The following is a 15679-nucleotide window of genomic DNA, read 5'->3' on the forward strand; positions in this document are numbered from 1 at the left end:
CGGGTAAGTTTGGAAAGTTGCTCCGGAGCGATCCTGAACGGAATGTTTGGGTGGTGCCGGGTGTGTCTGTTGTTTGAGAACTCAATAGTGTGCCAAGTTTGTTGATACCGATTTTTTATAAATTGGTTGAATTTGCCAAGCCGTGCCGCCCCTGTGGTGTGGTTTGGTGTTTTTAGCTGGTTTCAAATTTTGTGCAGCCGTTTCCGCCGTTATTTCCGGTGGTTGTGGTTGTGTCTGTTTTACTTCAACGGAGAGTTTGATCCTGGCTCAGGATGAACGCTGGCGGCGTGCTTAACACATGCAAGTCGAACGATGAAGGGAGCTTGCTCCTGGATTAGTGGCGAACGGGTGAGTAACACGTGAGTAACCTGCCCTTGACTCTGGGATAAGCCTGGGAAACTGGGTCTAATACCGGATATGACCGACTATCGCATGGTGGTTGGTGGAAAGCTTTTGTGGTTTTGGATGGACTCGCGGCCTATCAGCTTGTTGGTGGGGTAATGGCCTACCAAGGCGACGACGGGTAGCCGGCCTGAGAGGGTGACCGGCCACACTGGGACTGAGACACGGCCCAGACTCCTACGGGAGGCAGCAGTGGGGAATATTGCACAATGGGCGCAAGCCTGATGCAGCGACGCCGCGTGAGGGATGACGGCCTTCGGGTTGTAAACCTCTTTCAGTAGGGAAGAAGCGTAAGTGACGGTACCTGCAGAAGAAGCGCCGGCTAACTACGTGCCAGCAGCCGCGGTAATACGTAGGGCGCAAGCGTTATCCGGAATTATTGGGCGTAAAGAGCTCGTAGGCGGTTTGTCGCGTCTGCCGTGAAAGTCCGGGGCTCAACTCCGGATCTGCGGTGGGTACGGGCAGACTAGAGTGATGTAGGGGAGACTGGAATTCCTGGTGTAGCGGTGAAATGCGCAGATATCAGGAGGAACACCGATGGCGAAGGCAGGTCTCTGGGCATTAACTGACGCTGAGGAGCGAAAGCATGGGGAGCGAACAGGATTAGATACCCTGGTAGTCCATGCCGTAAACGTTGGGCACTAGGTGTGGGGGACATTCCACGTTTTCCGCGCCGTAGCTAACGCATTAAGTGCCCCGCCTGGGGAGTACGGCCGCAAGGCTAAAACTCAAAGGAATTGACGGGGGCCCGCACAAGCGGCGGAGCATGCGGATTAATTCGATGCAACGCGAAGAACCTTACCAAGGCTTGACATGAACCGGACCGCCGCAGAAATGTGGTTTCCCCTTTGGGGCTGGTTTACAGGTGGTGCATGGTTGTCGTCAGCTCGTGTCGTGAGATGTTGGGTTAAGTCCCGCAACGAGCGCAACCCTCGTTCTATGTTGCCAGCACGTGATGGTGGGGACTCATAGGAGACTGCCGGGGTCAACTCGGAGGAAGGTGGGGACGACGTCAAATCATCATGCCCCTTATGTCTTGGGCTTCACGCATGCTACAATGGCCGGTACAAAGGGTTGCGATACTGTGAGGTGGAGCTAATCCCAAAAAGCCGGTCTCAGTTCGGATTGGGGTCTGCAACTCGACCCCATGAAGTCGGAGTCGCTAGTAATCGCAGATCAGCAACGCTGCGGTGAATACGTTCCCGGGCCTTGTACACACCGCCCGTCAAGTCACGAAAGTTGGTAACACCCGAAGCCGGTGGCCTAACCCCTTGTGGGAGGGAGCTGTCGAAGGTGGGACTGGCGATTGGGACTAAGTCGTAACAAGGTAGCCGTACCGGAAGGTGCGGCTGGATCACCTCCTTTCTAAGGAGCACCTACAAACACCCTGCCTCATGTATGTGAGTGTGGTGGGTTTGTCAGGAAGCAAAGCCCGTTGCGCAGACGCAAGTTCTGCGGCGGGTGCTCATGGGTGGAATATCAGCAAATAGCGGCCGCGTTGTTTCCTTCTTGTCCTAGTACGGACCAGTGATGGTTCTGGAACGGTGGGTGGGGTGCGGGGTGGTTTAGTGTTTGGCACACTGTTGGGTCCTGAGGCAACAGGACCACGGGGTTTCCCGTGGGTTTGTTTGTTTCTGGTTTCCCTGCCATGACGCCTCCACGCATGCTGGCTCCCTTTTTTGGGGGTTGTGTGTGGGGTGTGTGGTGTGGGGTTGTTGTTTGAGAACTACATAGTGGACGCGAGCATCTTGTATAAGAAGCAATTTCCAAGATAAATGAACCTGGATCTGGCTGCGTTGTTGATGCCTCTTTGTGGGGTGTTGGGAGCGTGGTTGGTTTTCGTGGTTCTCTCGAAATTAGTTTTTGATCTTTGTGGTCAAGTTTTTAAGAGCACACGGTGGATGCCTTGGCATTAGGAGCCGAAGAAGGACGTAGGAATCTGCGATAAGCCTGGGGGAGTCGATAACCGGACTGTGATCCCAGGGTGTCCGAATGGGGAAACCCCGCTGAGCGCGCGAGTGACTTGGTGACCCGTACCTGAACACATAGGGTGCGTGGGGGGAACGCGGGGAAGTGAAACATCTCAGTACCCGCAGGAAGAGAAAACAATAGTGATTCCGTTAGTAGTGGCGAGCGAACGCGGATCAGGCTAAACCGTTCCATGTGTGATAGCCGGCGGGCGTTGCATGGTCGGGGTTGTGGGACTTTCCATACCAGTTCTGCCGGGCTGGTGGGGTGTGATGTGCGCGCATAGGTGAACGGTTTTGAAAGGCCGGCCAGAGAGGGTGTTAGTCCCGTAACCGTAATGTGTTTGTACCGCCTGTGAGAGTATCCCAAGTAGTACGGGGCCCGAGAAATCCCGTGCGAATCTGTCAGGACCACCTGATAAGCCTAAATACTCCCTAATGACCGATAGCGGACCAGTACCGTGAGGGAAAGGTGAAAAGTACCCCGGGAGGGGAGTGAAACAGTACCTGAAACCGTGTGCTTACAATCCGTCGGAGCCAGTCTGATTCTGGTGACGGCGTGCCTTTTGAAGAATGAGCCTGCGAGTTAGTGTTACGTCGCGAGGTTAACCCGTGTGGGGCAGCCGTAGCGAAAGCGAGTCTGAATAGGGCGTTGCAGTGGCGTGATCTAGACCCGAAGCGAAGTGATCTACCCATGGCCAGGTTGAAGCGACGGTAAGACGTCGTGGAGGACCGAACCCACTTCAGTTGAAAATGGAGGGGATGAGCTGTGGGTAGGGGTGAAAGGCCAATCAAACTTCGTGATAGCTGGTTCTCCCCGAAATGCATTTAGGTGCAGCGTTGCGTGTTTCTTGCTGGAGGTAGAGCTACTGGATGGCTAATGGGCCCTACAAGGTTACTGACGTCAGCCAAACTCCGAATGCCGGTAAGTGAGAGCGCAGCAGTGAGACTGTGGGGGATAAGCTTCATAGTCGAGAGGGAAACAGCCCAGACCACCAACTAAGGCCCCTAAGCGTGTGCTAAGTGGGAAAGGATGTGGAGTTGCCCAGACAACCAGGAGGTTGGCTTAGAAGCAGCCACCCTTAAAAGAGTGCGTAATAGCTCACTGGTCAAGTGATTCCGCGCCGACAATGTAGCGGGGCTCAAGTACACCGCCGAAGTTGTGGCATTCACATTTTAGCTAAGCCCTTGTGGTTCAGGCGTGTGGATGGGTAGGGGAGCGTCGTGTGGGCGGTGAAGTCGCGGTGTAAACCAGCGGTGGAGCCTACACGAGTGAGAATGCAGGCATGAGTAGCGAAAGACGGGTGAGAAACCCGTCCGCCGAATGATCAAGGGTTCCAGGGTCAAGCTAATCTGCCCTGGGTAAGTCGGGACCTAAGGCGAGGCCGACAGGCGTAGTCGATGGACAACGGGTTGATATTCCCGTACCGGCGAAAAACCGCCCATGCTGAGCGGGGGATACTAACTGCCCGATACCTGCCCGATCACCCTTGTGGTGTGAGGGTTTTGGTGGAGCGCAGGACCTGATCCCGGGAGGCAAGCGTATTAACAGGTGTGACGCAGGAAGGTAGCCGAGCCGGGCGATGGTTGTCCCGGTCTAAGGATGTAGGGCGAGTGGTAGGCAAATCCGCCACTCACGAAGCCTGAGATCTGATGGGACCCCCTTTTGGGGGGATTTGGTGATCCTATGCTGCCGAGAAAAGCATCGACGCGAGGTTTTAGCCGCCCGTACCCCAAACCGACACAGGTGATCAGGTAGAGAATACCAAGGCGATCGAGAGAATTATGGTTAAGGAACTCGGCAAAATGCCCCCGTAACTTCGGGAGAAGGGGGGCCCCAACCTTGAAAGAACCTTGCGTTCTGGAGGGGATCGGGGCCGCAGAGACCAGGGGGAAGCGACTGTTTACTAAAAACACAGGTCCGTGCGAAGTCGCAAGACGATGTATACGGACTGACTCCTGCCCGGTGCTGGAAGGTTAAGAGGACCGGTTAGCCGCAAGGCGAAGCTGAGAATTTAAGCCCCAGTAAACGGCGGTGGTAACTATAACCATCCTAAGGTAGCGAAATTCCTTGTCGGGTAAGTTCCGACCTGCACGAATGGAGTAACGACTTCCCCGCTGTCTCAACCATAAACTCGGCGAAATTGCAGTACGAGTAAAGATGCTCGTTACGCGCAGCAGGACGGAAAGACCCCGAGACCTTTACTATAGTTTGGTATTGGTGTTCGGAGTGGCTTGTGTAGGATAGGTGGGAGACGTTGAAGCCCGGACGCCAGTTCGGGTGGAGTCATCGTTGAAATACCACTCTGGTCACTTTGGACATCTAACTTCGGCCCGTAATCCGGGTCAGGGACAGTGCCTGATGGGTAGTTTAACTGGGGCGGTTGCCTCCTAAAAAGTAACGGAGGCGCCCAAAGGTTCCCTCAGCCTGGTTGGCAATCAGGTGTCGAGTGTAAGTGCACAAGGGAGCTTGACTGTGAGAGAGACATCTCGAGCAGGGACGAAAGTCGGGACTAGTGATCCGGCGGTACATTGTGGAATGGCCGTCGCTCAACGGATAAAAGGTACCTCGGGGATAACAGGCTGATCTTGCCCAAGAGTCCATATCGACGGCATGGTTTGGCACCTCGATGTCGGCTCGTCGCATCCTGGGGCTGGAGTAGGTCCCAAGGGTTGGGCTGTTCGCCCATTAAAGCGGTACGCGAGCTGGGTTTAGAACGTCGTGAGACAGTTCGGTCCCTATCCGCTGCGCGCGCAGGAAATTTGAGAAGGGCTGTCCTTAGTACGAGAGGACCGGGACGGACGAACCTCTGGTGTGTCAGTTGTACTGCCAAGTGCACCGCTGATTAGCTACGTTCGGATGGGATAACCGCTGAAAGCATCTAAGCGGGAAGCTCGCTTCAAGATGAGATTTCCATACACATTTATGTGTGAGAGGCCCCCAGCCAGACCACTGGGTTGATAGGCCGGATGTGGAAGCGAGGACTAACGACTCGTGAAGCTGACCGGTACTAATAGGCCAACAACTTACACCACACAGATACATACACACTCTGCTTGCGTCCACTATGTGGTTCCCAACCAACAACCCCCAACACCAGGGTTTTGGCAGGAACCAACACAATTGAATAACAACACCACAATGTTGTAACCACACAGTTTTCCCACACCCACCAAGGTGTGCGGACAAAGGGTTACGGCGGTCATAGCGTGGGGGAAACGCCCGGTCCCATTCCGAACCCGGAAGCTAAGACCCACAGCGCCGATGGTACTGCACCCGGGAGGGTGTGGGAGAGTAGGTCACCGCCGGACAACCATTAGGTCGAGGCCCCAACCAGCACATGGTTGGGGCCTCCCACATTTAACAAAGCACCCGGATTTAACACCGCCTAGACTTACGGTTTATGACCCCCCTTACCCCGAGCGCCAGGGGCCGGCGTGCCACTATCCTGGACGTTGCGGCCGCAGCAGGCGTGTCACGCCAGACCGTTACCCGGGCCATGAATGACATGGCAGGCATCAGCGCCGGGACACGGGAACGGGTCCAGAAACTCGCTGCTGAGATGGGCTACAGCCCCAGCCGCTTCGCGAAAGGCCTTGTCCAGGGTGCGCGGATCTCCGTGGGCCTCGCCATCCCGGACCTCACCAACCCTTACTTCCCCGCCTTCGCGTCGAGTGTGGTGGAGGCTGCCACGGAGCGGGGCTGGAATGTGGTGGTGGATGACTACGGGCATGGAACCGGCAGCGCGGCGGACGCTGCCGCCCGGCTTGCGCCCCAGGTTGATGCATTGATCGGATACCTTGTGCCCCATCCGGACGAGGCGCAGGCACTGATGGGCCGGCGCCCCGTCGTCGCCCTTGACTCGCCGGACGCGGATACCGCCGGCGGGATCTCCTTTGACTACCACCACGCAGCCCGGCTCGCCCTCAGCCATCTTGTTTCCCGTGGGTGCCGGAGCATTGTCTTCCTGGACTCGGACCAGGGCGGTCCGTCCGGCAGCCGGAGCGCGGCTGCAGCTGCCGTAGCGGCCGAGACAAGCATCCACCTTGCCCGCTTCCAGGCGCACCCATCCGCCGCGGGGGCAAAGTCGGCAGTGGCCCTCCTCATCGCGGGGGATGAACATCCTGACGGCATTCTGGCCTTCAACGACCTGATGGCAGCCGGCGCGTTGAAGGCACTACAGGAGTCAGGCAGATCCGTCCCTGGCGACTGTGCCGTCATCGGCATGGACGGGATTCCCCTCGGAGAACTGGTTACGCCTGAGTTGACCACCCTCTCCCTGGACCTGCGCGCAGTGGGCCGCGCCGCCGTCGGCCTCCTGGATGGTTTGCTCACGGGCGCCATCCCGGACCGCAGTCCCGAGGCCCATCTGACCCTGCGGCATCAGCTGATCCTTAGGCAATCAGCCTGACCCCTACCCAAATCGTGAGTAAGCGCATAGGCTTTTGCCCTGGTACGTGAACGTTCACGCACCGCCTCAACAAATTCTCCCCGCTAGGAAAATCCATGCCAGGCCACACCCCCGCCGCAACCCGCGGCCCCCTGTCCGCCCCGACAGCCGCAAGCTCCTCCCGCAGCCTCGATCTTGCCGCGGCCGATGTCGCTGAGTTGGCCTCCCTGGGACCCGGCCGGGGAGCACTTCCGGCGCGGGCTTACCTGGAGTCGGATGCACCCCGGCTCTCACTCAACGGGGAATGGCGGTTCCGCCTGAGCCCGGGAATCCGGACGGCCCCCAATGACGGATGGCAGGACGGAAGGGACCTCTCCGGCTTCACCCCCTTGCCCGTCCCGTCCAGCTGGAACATGCACGGGCACGGCTCGCCTGCCTACACCAACGTCCAGTTCCCCTTTGCGGTGGAACCGCCCCATGCGCCGGACGCCAACCCCATCGGTGACCACCTGGTGACCTTCGACGCCGGCCCCGAGTTCGTTCCGCGGGCCCTGCTGCGCTTCGATGGAATCGACTCGGCCGGGACCGTGTGGCTGAACGGAGTGGAGCTCGGGACCACCCGCGGGAGCCGGCTGGCCCACGAATTCGACGTCTCCGGCATCCTGGTGGAAGGAGCCAATACACTGGCCGTGCGGGTGGCCCAGTTCTCTGCTGCGAGCTACGTGGAGGACCAGGACATGTGGTGGCTGCCGGGCATCTTCCGGGACGTCACCCTGCAGGCCCGGCCGCAGGACGGCATCGATGATGTCTTCGTCCACGCCGGCTATGACCCGGGAACGGGCGAAGGCACACTCCGTGTGGAGGTGAGCCGGGCGGGGAAGGCGATTGACGCCGTCGTGCGCGTTCCGGAACTTGGCCTCGAACTGCCTGCGGGCATGGAACACCATATCTCCGCCGTGGAGCCATGGTCTGCCGAGATCCCGCGACTCTACAACGCAACGGTGAGCACCCTTGGTGAGTCTGTTGCCCTGCAGCTGGGTTTCCGCAGCATTGTCATCGAGGACGCCCAGTTCAAGGTCAACGGCCGCCGGATCCTGCTCCGGGGAGTGAACCGACACGAGCACCATCCCAGGCTGGGCCGTGTGGTGCCGCGGGACGTGGTGGAGGCGGAGCTGCGCCTGATGAAGCAGCACAACATCAATGCCATCCGGACCTCCCACTACCCGCCGCACCCGGAATTCCTGGCACTGGCAGACCAGCTCGGCTTTTACGTGGTCCTTGAATGCGACCTCGAGACGCATGGCTTCCACAGCGCCGGCTGGGCACAGAACCCCAGCGATGATCCGCAGTGGCAGGAGGCCCTGCTGGACCGGATGCGGCGCACCGTTGAGCGCGACAAGAACCATCCTTCGGTGATCATGTGGTCCCTGGGCAATGAGGCGGGCACCGGCCGGAACCTTGCGGCGATGTCGCGCTGGACCAAGGACCGCGACCCCTCCCGCCCCATCCACTATGAGGGCGACTGGTCCTCACCGGACGTGGATGTCTACTCCCGGATGTATGCCAGCCAGGCCGAGACGGCACTCATCGGGCAGGGCATCGAGCCACCGCTCGAGGACGCGGAACTGGATGCGCGGCGCCGTGCCATGCCGTTCGTGCTGTGCGAATACGTCCACGCGATGGGAAACGGGCCGGGCGGCATGAGCGAATACCAGGTCCTCTTCGAGAAGTATCCGCGGCTGATGGGCGGCTTCGTCTGGGAGTGGCTGGAGCACGGGATCCTTGTTCCCTCGCCCGGCGGCGGCGAGCACTTCGCCTACGGCGGGGACTTTGGCGAGGAAGTGCACGACGGCAACTTCGTCACGGACGGGCTGGTGGACGCCAACCGGAAACCCCGCCCCGGCCTGCTGGATTTCAAGAAGGTGATTGAGCCGCTGCACATCGACGTTTCGGCGAAATGGGACAGTTTCATCGTGGGGAACGGGCAGGACTTCGCGGATACCTCTGCCTACCGCTTTCAGTACAAGGTGGAGGACGACGGCGGCACGCGGCTGCAGGGAACGGTGGCTGTTGCGCCGCTGGCGGCGCAGTCGACGGCTGCAGTTCAGCTGCCGGCGGAGGTTGCCGGGTACGTGGCGAAACTGCCGCAGGACCAGAGGGCGGTGCTCACCGTCAGCGCTGTTCTGGCCATGGACACCGGCTGGGCGGCAGCCGGCCACGAAGTTGCCTGGGGGCAGGCTGTCCATGTCGCCTCTCCAGGCGCGGAGGTGCCGGCCGAGGACCTGGTGGAGGCCGGGGATGACGAACTCCGGCTGGGGACCGCGGTGTTCAACCGGGCCACCGGAATGCCAGCGTCCATTGACGGACTTCCCGTGGAAAAGTTCGGCCTGGTCCTCTGGTGGCCCCCGACCGACAACGACCTTGGCCGGGAATGGGGAGGTCCGGACGAACGGCCCCTCGCTACCCAGTGGAAGGATGCGGGACTCGACCGGCTGCACCCCCGGCTGCTGGGCATCCGTGCGGAGTCCTCGCGCGACGGCGGTGAGCACCTCCGGGTCAGCACGCGCATGGGCGCAGCGGACAAGCAGTTTGGCCTGCTGGTGGACTACGTGTGGACCAGCAGTTCCGGCTCCCTGGCCCTGCGGACCCAGGTCCGGCCGGTAGGGGAGTGGGTCAACGCCGGCTTCGAGGTGGAGTGGGCGCGGATCGGACTGGAGCTGGTGCTGGGCTCACCGACCTCCAACGTGCAGTGGTTCGGACAGGGCCCGCACCAGAGTTACCCGGATACGGGCCAGGGTGCGCGGACGGGGTGGTTTGAACTTCCCCTCGGCGAACTGGATGTGGACTATGTCCGTCCGCAGGAATCGGGAGCCCGGTCGGGGGTACGGTTTGCTGTCCTGCAGACCGGGGGCAGGGATCTGCGCATTTCCGGCGAACCCTTTGCCCTGACGGTGCGGCCCTACAGCATGCAGGCCCTGGATGCCGCCACGCACAGGCCGGATCTGGTACCGGACGGGCGGAGCTACATCTACGTGGACCACGCCATGAGGGGTGTTGGCACCGCGGCCTGTGGGCCCGGCGTTCTGGAGCCATACCGGCTCAAGCCCCGGCAGGCCGACTTCGAGGTGGTCCTGACGGTGCTGGGATAGCCTCCTTTGGCTCCTTGCCAGATGTGAGCCACTCCATAGAAGCAGCAAACCCGCCCTGGCATGGGAAATCGGCCTGACGGCACCCCGAAAAGCCCTGAAATTCCGGAATTTTTGGGGGTACGGGAGCCTCCTAGGGGTCGATTTGCGGTGGGGGTTGTGTGCGGGTATTGTTTTCTGAGTCGCCGCCGCTGAAGCGGAAAGATAGCGGCCAAACCCCTTACCAGACAGCCTGAAAATGGTTCGCTTCTTGGCGTGCCGGACGTGGGTGGGGCCGGTTTCAGAGTGAAGAAGATCGCGGAAACGCTGATTTGCGAAGCTCGATGAAACCGGGTAAGTTTGGAAAGTTGCTCCGGAGCGATCCTGAACGAGGGTTTGGGTGGTGCCGGGTGTGTCTGTTGTTTGAGAACTCAATAGTGTGCCAAGTTTGTTGATACCGATTTTTTATAAATTGGTTGAATTTGCCAAGCCGTGCCGCCCCTGTGGTGTGGTTTGGTGTTTTTAGCTGGTTTCAAATTTTGTGCAGCCGTTTCCGCCGTTATTTCCGGTGGTTGTGGTTGTGTCTGTTTTACTTCAACGGAGAGTTTGATCCTGGCTCAGGATGAACGCTGGCGGCGTGCTTAACACATGCAAGTCGAACGATGAAGGGAGCTTGCTCCTGGATTAGTGGCGAACGGGTGAGTAACACGTGAGTAACCTGCCCTTGACTCTGGGATAAGCCTGGGAAACTGGGTCTAATACCGGATATGACCGACTATCGCATGGTGGTTGGTGGAAAGCTTTTGTGGTTTTGGATGGACTCGCGGCCTATCAGCTTGTTGGTGGGGTAATGGCCTACCAAGGCGACGACGGGTAGCCGGCCTGAGAGGGTGACCGGCCACACTGGGACTGAGACACGGCCCAGACTCCTACGGGAGGCAGCAGTGGGGAATATTGCACAATGGGCGCAAGCCTGATGCAGCGACGCCGCGTGAGGGATGACGGCCTTCGGGTTGTAAACCTCTTTCAGTAGGGAAGAAGCGAGAGTGACGGTACCTGCAGAAGAAGCGCCGGCTAACTACGTGCCAGCAGCCGCGGTAATACGTAGGGCGCAAGCGTTATCCGGAATTATTGGGCGTAAAGAGCTCGTAGGCGGTTTGTCGCGTCTGCCGTGAAAGTCCGGGGCTCAACTCCGGATCTGCGGTGGGTACGGGCAGACTAGAGTGATGTAGGGGAGACTGGAATTCCTGGTGTAGCGGTGAAATGCGCAGATATCAGGAGGAACACCGATGGCGAAGGCAGGTCTCTGGGCATTAACTGACGCTGAGGAGCGAAAGCATGGGGAGCGAACAGGATTAGATACCCTGGTAGTCCATGCCGTAAACGTTGGGCACTAGGTGTGGGGGACATTCCACGTTTTCCGCGCCGTAGCTAACGCATTAAGTGCCCCGCCTGGGGAGTACGGCCGCAAGGCTAAAACTCAAAGGAATTGACGGGGGCCCGCACAAGCGGCGGAGCATGCGGATTAATTCGATGCAACGCGAAGAACCTTACCAAGGCTTGACATGAACCGGACCGCCGCAGAAATGTGGTTTCCCCTTTGGGGCTGGTTTACAGGTGGTGCATGGTTGTCGTCAGCTCGTGTCGTGAGATGTTGGGTTAAGTCCCGCAACGAGCGCAACCCTCGTTCTATGTTGCCAGCACGTGATGGTGGGGACTCATAGGAGACTGCCGGGGTCAACTCGGAGGAAGGTGGGGACGACGTCAAATCATCATGCCCCTTATGTCTTGGGCTTCACGCATGCTACAATGGCCGGTACAAAGGGTTGCGATACTGTGAGGTGGAGCTAATCCCAAAAAGCCGGTCTCAGTTCGGATTGGGGTCTGCAACTCGACCCCATGAAGTCGGAGTCGCTAGTAATCGCAGATCAGCAACGCTGCGGTGAATACGTTCCCGGGCCTTGTACACACCGCCCGTCAAGTCACGAAAGTTGGTAACACCCGAAGCCGGTGGCCTAACCCCTTGTGGGAGGGAGCTGTCGAAGGTGGGACTGGCGATTGGGACTAAGTCGTAACAAGGTAGCCGTACCGGAAGGTGCGGCTGGATCACCTCCTTTCTAAGGAGCACCTACAAACACCCTGCCTCATGTATATGAGTGTGGTGGGTTTGTCAGGAAGCAAAGCCCGTTGCGCAGACGCAAGTTCTGCGGCGGGTGCTCATGGGTGGAATATCAGCAAATAGCGGCCGCGTTGTTTCCTTCTTGTCCTAGTACGAGCCAGTGATGGTTCTGGAACGGTGGGTGGGGTGCGGGGTGGGTAGTGTTTGGCACACTGTTGGGTCCTGAGGCAACAGGACCACGGGGTTTCCCGTGGGTTTGTTTGTTTCTGGTTTCCCTGCCATGACGCCTTCACGCATGCTGGCTCCCTTTTGGGGGTTGTGTGTGGGGTGTGTGGTGTGGGGTTGTTGTTTGAGAACTACATAGTGGACGCGAGCATCTTGTATAAGAAGCAATTTCCAAGATAATGAACCTGGATCTGGCTGCGTTGTTGATGCCTCTTTGTGGGGTGTTGGGAGCGTGGTTGGTTTTCGTGGTTCTCTCGAAAAATGTTTTTGATCTTTGTGGTCAAGTTTTTAAGAGCACACGGTGGATGCCTTGGCATTAGGAGCCGAAGAAGGACGTAGGAATCTGCGATAAGCCTGGGGGAGTCGATAACCGGACTGTGATCCCAGGGTGTCCGAATGGGGAAACCCCGCTGAGCGCGCGAGTGACTTGGTGACCCGTACCTGAACACATAGGGTGCGTGGGGGGAACGCGGGGAAGTGAAACATCTCAGTACCCGCAGGAAGAGAAAACAATAGTGATTCCGTTAGTAGTGGCGAGCGAACGCGGATCAGGCTAAACCGTTCCATGTGTGATAGCCGGCGGGCGTTGCATGGTCGGGGTTGTGGGACTTTCCATACCAGTTCTGCCGGGCTGGTGGGGTGTGATGTGCGCGCATAGGTGAACGGTTTTGAAAGGCCGGCCAGAGAGGGTGTTAGTCCCGTAACCGTAATGTGTTTGTACCGCCTGTGAGAGTATCCCAAGTAGTACGGGGCCCGAGAAATCCCGTGCGAATCTGTCAGGACCACCTGATAAGCCTAAATACTCCCTAATGACCGATAGCGGACCAGTACCGTGAGGGAAAGGTGAAAAGTACCCCGGGAGGGGAGTGAAACAGTACCTGAAACCGTGTGCTTACAATCCGTCGGAGCAGCCTTTGTAGTTGTGACGGCGTGCCTTTTGAAGAATGAGCCTGCGAGTTAGTGTTACGTCGCGAGGTTAACCCGTGTGGGGCAGCCGTAGCGAAAGCGAGTCTGAATAGGGCGTTGCAGTGGCGTGATCTAGACCCGAAGCGAAGTGATCTACCCATGGCCAGGTTGAAGCGACGGTAAGACGTCGTGGAGGACCGAACCCACTTCAGTTGAAAATGGAGGGGATGAGCTGTGGGTAGGGGTGAAAGGCCAATCAAACTTCGTGATAGCTGGTTCTCCCCGAAATGCATTTAGGTGCAGCGTTGCGTGTTTCTTGCTGGAGGTAGAGCTACTGGATGGCTAATGGGCCCTACAAGGTTACTGACGTCAGCCAAACTCCGAATGCCGGTAAGTGAGAGCGCAGCAGTGAGACTGTGGGGGATAAGCTTCATAGTCGAGAGGGAAACAGCCCAGACCACCAACTAAGGCCCCTAAGCGTGTGCTAAGTGGGAAAGGATGTGGAGTTGCCCAGACAACCAGGAGGTTGGCTTAGAAGCAGCCACCCTTAAAAGAGTGCGTAATAGCTCACTGGTCAAGTGATTCCGCGCCGACAATGTAGCGGGGCTCAAGTACACCGCCGAAGTTGTGGCATTCACATTTTAGCTAAGCCCTTGTGGTTCAGGCGTGTGGATGGGTAGGGGAGCGTCGTGTGGGCGGTGAAGTCGCGGTGTAAACCAGCGGTGGAGCCTACACGAGTGAGAATGCAGGCATGAGTAGCGAAAGACGGGTGAGAAACCCGTCCGCCGAATGATCAAGGGTTCCAGGGTCAAGCTAATCTGCCCTGGGTAAGTCGGGACCTAAGGCGAGGCCGACAGGCGTAGTCGATGGACAACGGGTTGATATTCCCGTACCGGCGAAAAACCGCCCATGCTGAGCGGGGGATACTAACTGCCCGATACCTGCCCGATCACCCTTGTGGTGTGAGGGTTTTGGTGGAGCGCAGGACCTGATCCCGGGAGGCAAGCGTATTAACAGGTGTGACGCAGGAAGGTAGCCGAGCCGGGCGATGGTTGTCCCGGTCTAAGGATGTAGGGCGAGTGGTAGGCAAATCCGCCACTCACGAAGCCTGAGATCTGATGGGACCCCCTTTTGGGGGGATTTGGTGATCCTATGCTGCCGAGAAAAGCATCGACGCGAGGTTTTAGCCGCCCGTACCCCAAACCGACACAGGTGATCAGGTAGAGAATACCAAGGCGATCGAGAGAATTATGGTTAAGGAACTCGGCAAAATGCCCCCGTAACTTCGGGAGAAGGGGGGCCCCAACCTTGAAAGAACCTTGCGTTCTGGAGGGGATCGGGGCCGCAGAGACCAGGGGGAAGCGACTGTTTACTAAAAACACAGGTCCGTGCGAAGTCGCAAGACGATGTATACGGACTGACTCCTGCCCGGTGCTGGAAGGTTAAGAGGACCGGTTAGCCGCAAGGCGAAGCTGAGAATTTAAGCCCCAGTAAACGGCGGTGGTAACTATAACCATCCTAAGGTAGCGAAATTCCTTGTCGGGTAAGTTCCGACCTGCACGAATGGAGTAACGACTTCCCCGCTGTCTCAACCATAAACTCGGCGAAATTGCAGTACGAGTAAAGATGCTCGTTACGCGCAGCAGGACGGAAAGACCCCGAGACCTTTACTATAGTTTGGTATTGGTGTTCGGAGTGGCTTGTGTAGGATAGGTGGGAGACGTTGAAGCCCGGACGCCAGTTCGGGTGGAGTCATCGTTGAAATACCACTCTGGTCACTTTGGACATCTAACTTCGGCCCGTAATCCGGGTCAGGGACAGTGCCTGATGGGTAGTTTAACTGGGGCGGTTGCCTCCTAAAAAGTAACGGAGGCGCCCAAAGGTTCCCTCAGCCTGGTTGGCAATCAGGTGTCGAGTGTAAGTGCACAAGGGAGCTTGACTGTGAGAGAGACATCTCGAGCAGGGACGAAAGTCGGGACTAGTGATCCGGCGGTACATTGTGGAATGGCCGTCGCTCAACGGATAAAAGGTACCTCGGGGATAACAGGCTGATCTTGCCCAAGAGTCCATATCGACGGCATGGTTTGGCACCTCGATGTCGGCTCGTCGCATCCTGGGGCTGGAGTAGGTCCCAAGGGTTGGGCTGTTCGCCCATTAAAGCGGTACGCGAGCTGGGTTTAGAACGTCGTGAGACAGTTCGGTCCCTATCCGCTGCGCGCGCAGGAAATTTGAGAAGGGCTGTCCTTAGTACGAGAGGACCGGGACGGACGAACCTCTGGTGTGTCAGTTGTACTGCCAAGTGCACCGCTGATTAGCTACGTTCGGATGGGATAACCGCTGAAAGCATCTAAGCGGGAAGCTCGCTTCAAGATGAGATTTCCATACACATTTATGTGTGAGAGGCCCCCAGCCAGACCACTGGGTTGATAGGCCGGATGTGGAAGCGAGGACTAACGACTCGTGAAGCTGACCGGTACTAATAGGCCAACAACTTACACCACACAGATACATACACACTCTGCTTGCGTCCACTATGTGGTTCCC

Annotated in this window: 2 protein-coding genes and 5 rRNA genes; all 7 read left to right on the top strand. The window is 58.2% G+C overall.

Translation table 11 applies throughout. The features are described 5' to 3' along the window. Positions 1 to 244 precede the first annotated feature (244 nt). The 7 genes from QFZ60_RS00005 to QFZ60_RS00035 all read left to right on the top strand — a co-directional run bounded on the left by QFZ60_RS00005 (position 245) and on the right by QFZ60_RS00035 (position 15636). Positions 245 to 1767 (top strand): 16S ribosomal RNA (locus tag QFZ60_RS00005). Positions 1768 to 2276: 509 nt separating this feature from the next. Continuing rightward, a 23S ribosomal RNA gene (locus QFZ60_RS00010) occupies positions 2277 to 5405 on the top strand. Positions 5406 to 5564: 159 nt separating this feature from the next. Continuing rightward, positions 5565 to 5681, top strand: a 5S ribosomal RNA gene (gene rrf / locus QFZ60_RS00015). Together the 16S, 23S and 5S rRNA genes form the textbook arrangement of a ribosomal RNA operon. A 92-nt stretch (positions 5682 to 5773) precedes the next feature. Continuing rightward, positions 5774 to 6781, top strand: a complete 1008-nt coding sequence (locus QFZ60_RS00020) for a LacI family DNA-binding transcriptional regulator (RefSeq protein ID WP_307087053.1) — start codon at positions 5774 to 5776, stop codon at positions 6779 to 6781. Positions 6782 to 6876: 95 nt separating this feature from the next. Further along, entirely contained in the window at positions 6877 to 9909 is a 3033-nt protein-coding gene (locus QFZ60_RS00025) for a glycoside hydrolase family 2 TIM barrel-domain containing protein (protein WP_307087055.1), read from the top strand. 570 nt (positions 9910 to 10479) lie between these two features. Next, positions 10480 to 12002 (top strand): 16S ribosomal RNA (locus QFZ60_RS00030). Between the two features lie 505 nt (positions 12003 to 12507). Further along, positions 12508 to 15636: ribosomal RNA gene (locus QFZ60_RS00035) — 23S ribosomal RNA — on the top strand. Positions 15637 to 15679 lie beyond the last annotated feature (43 nt).

The organism is Arthrobacter sp. B2I5, from assembly GCF_030816735.1.
In the GTDB taxonomy this organism is placed as follows: Bacteria; Actinomycetota; Actinomycetes; order Actinomycetales; family Micrococcaceae; genus Arthrobacter.

What these genes read in the sequence shown, in the direction of transcription:
- QFZ60_RS00020 (WP_307087053.1), top strand. Translation starts at nt 5,774, where the DNA reads ATGACCCCCCTTACCCCGAGCGCCAGGGGCCGGCGTGCCACTATCCTG.
- QFZ60_RS00025 (WP_307087055.1), top strand. Translation starts at nt 6,877, where the DNA reads ATGCCAGGCCACACCCCCGCCGCAACCCGCGGCCCCCTGTCCGCCCCG.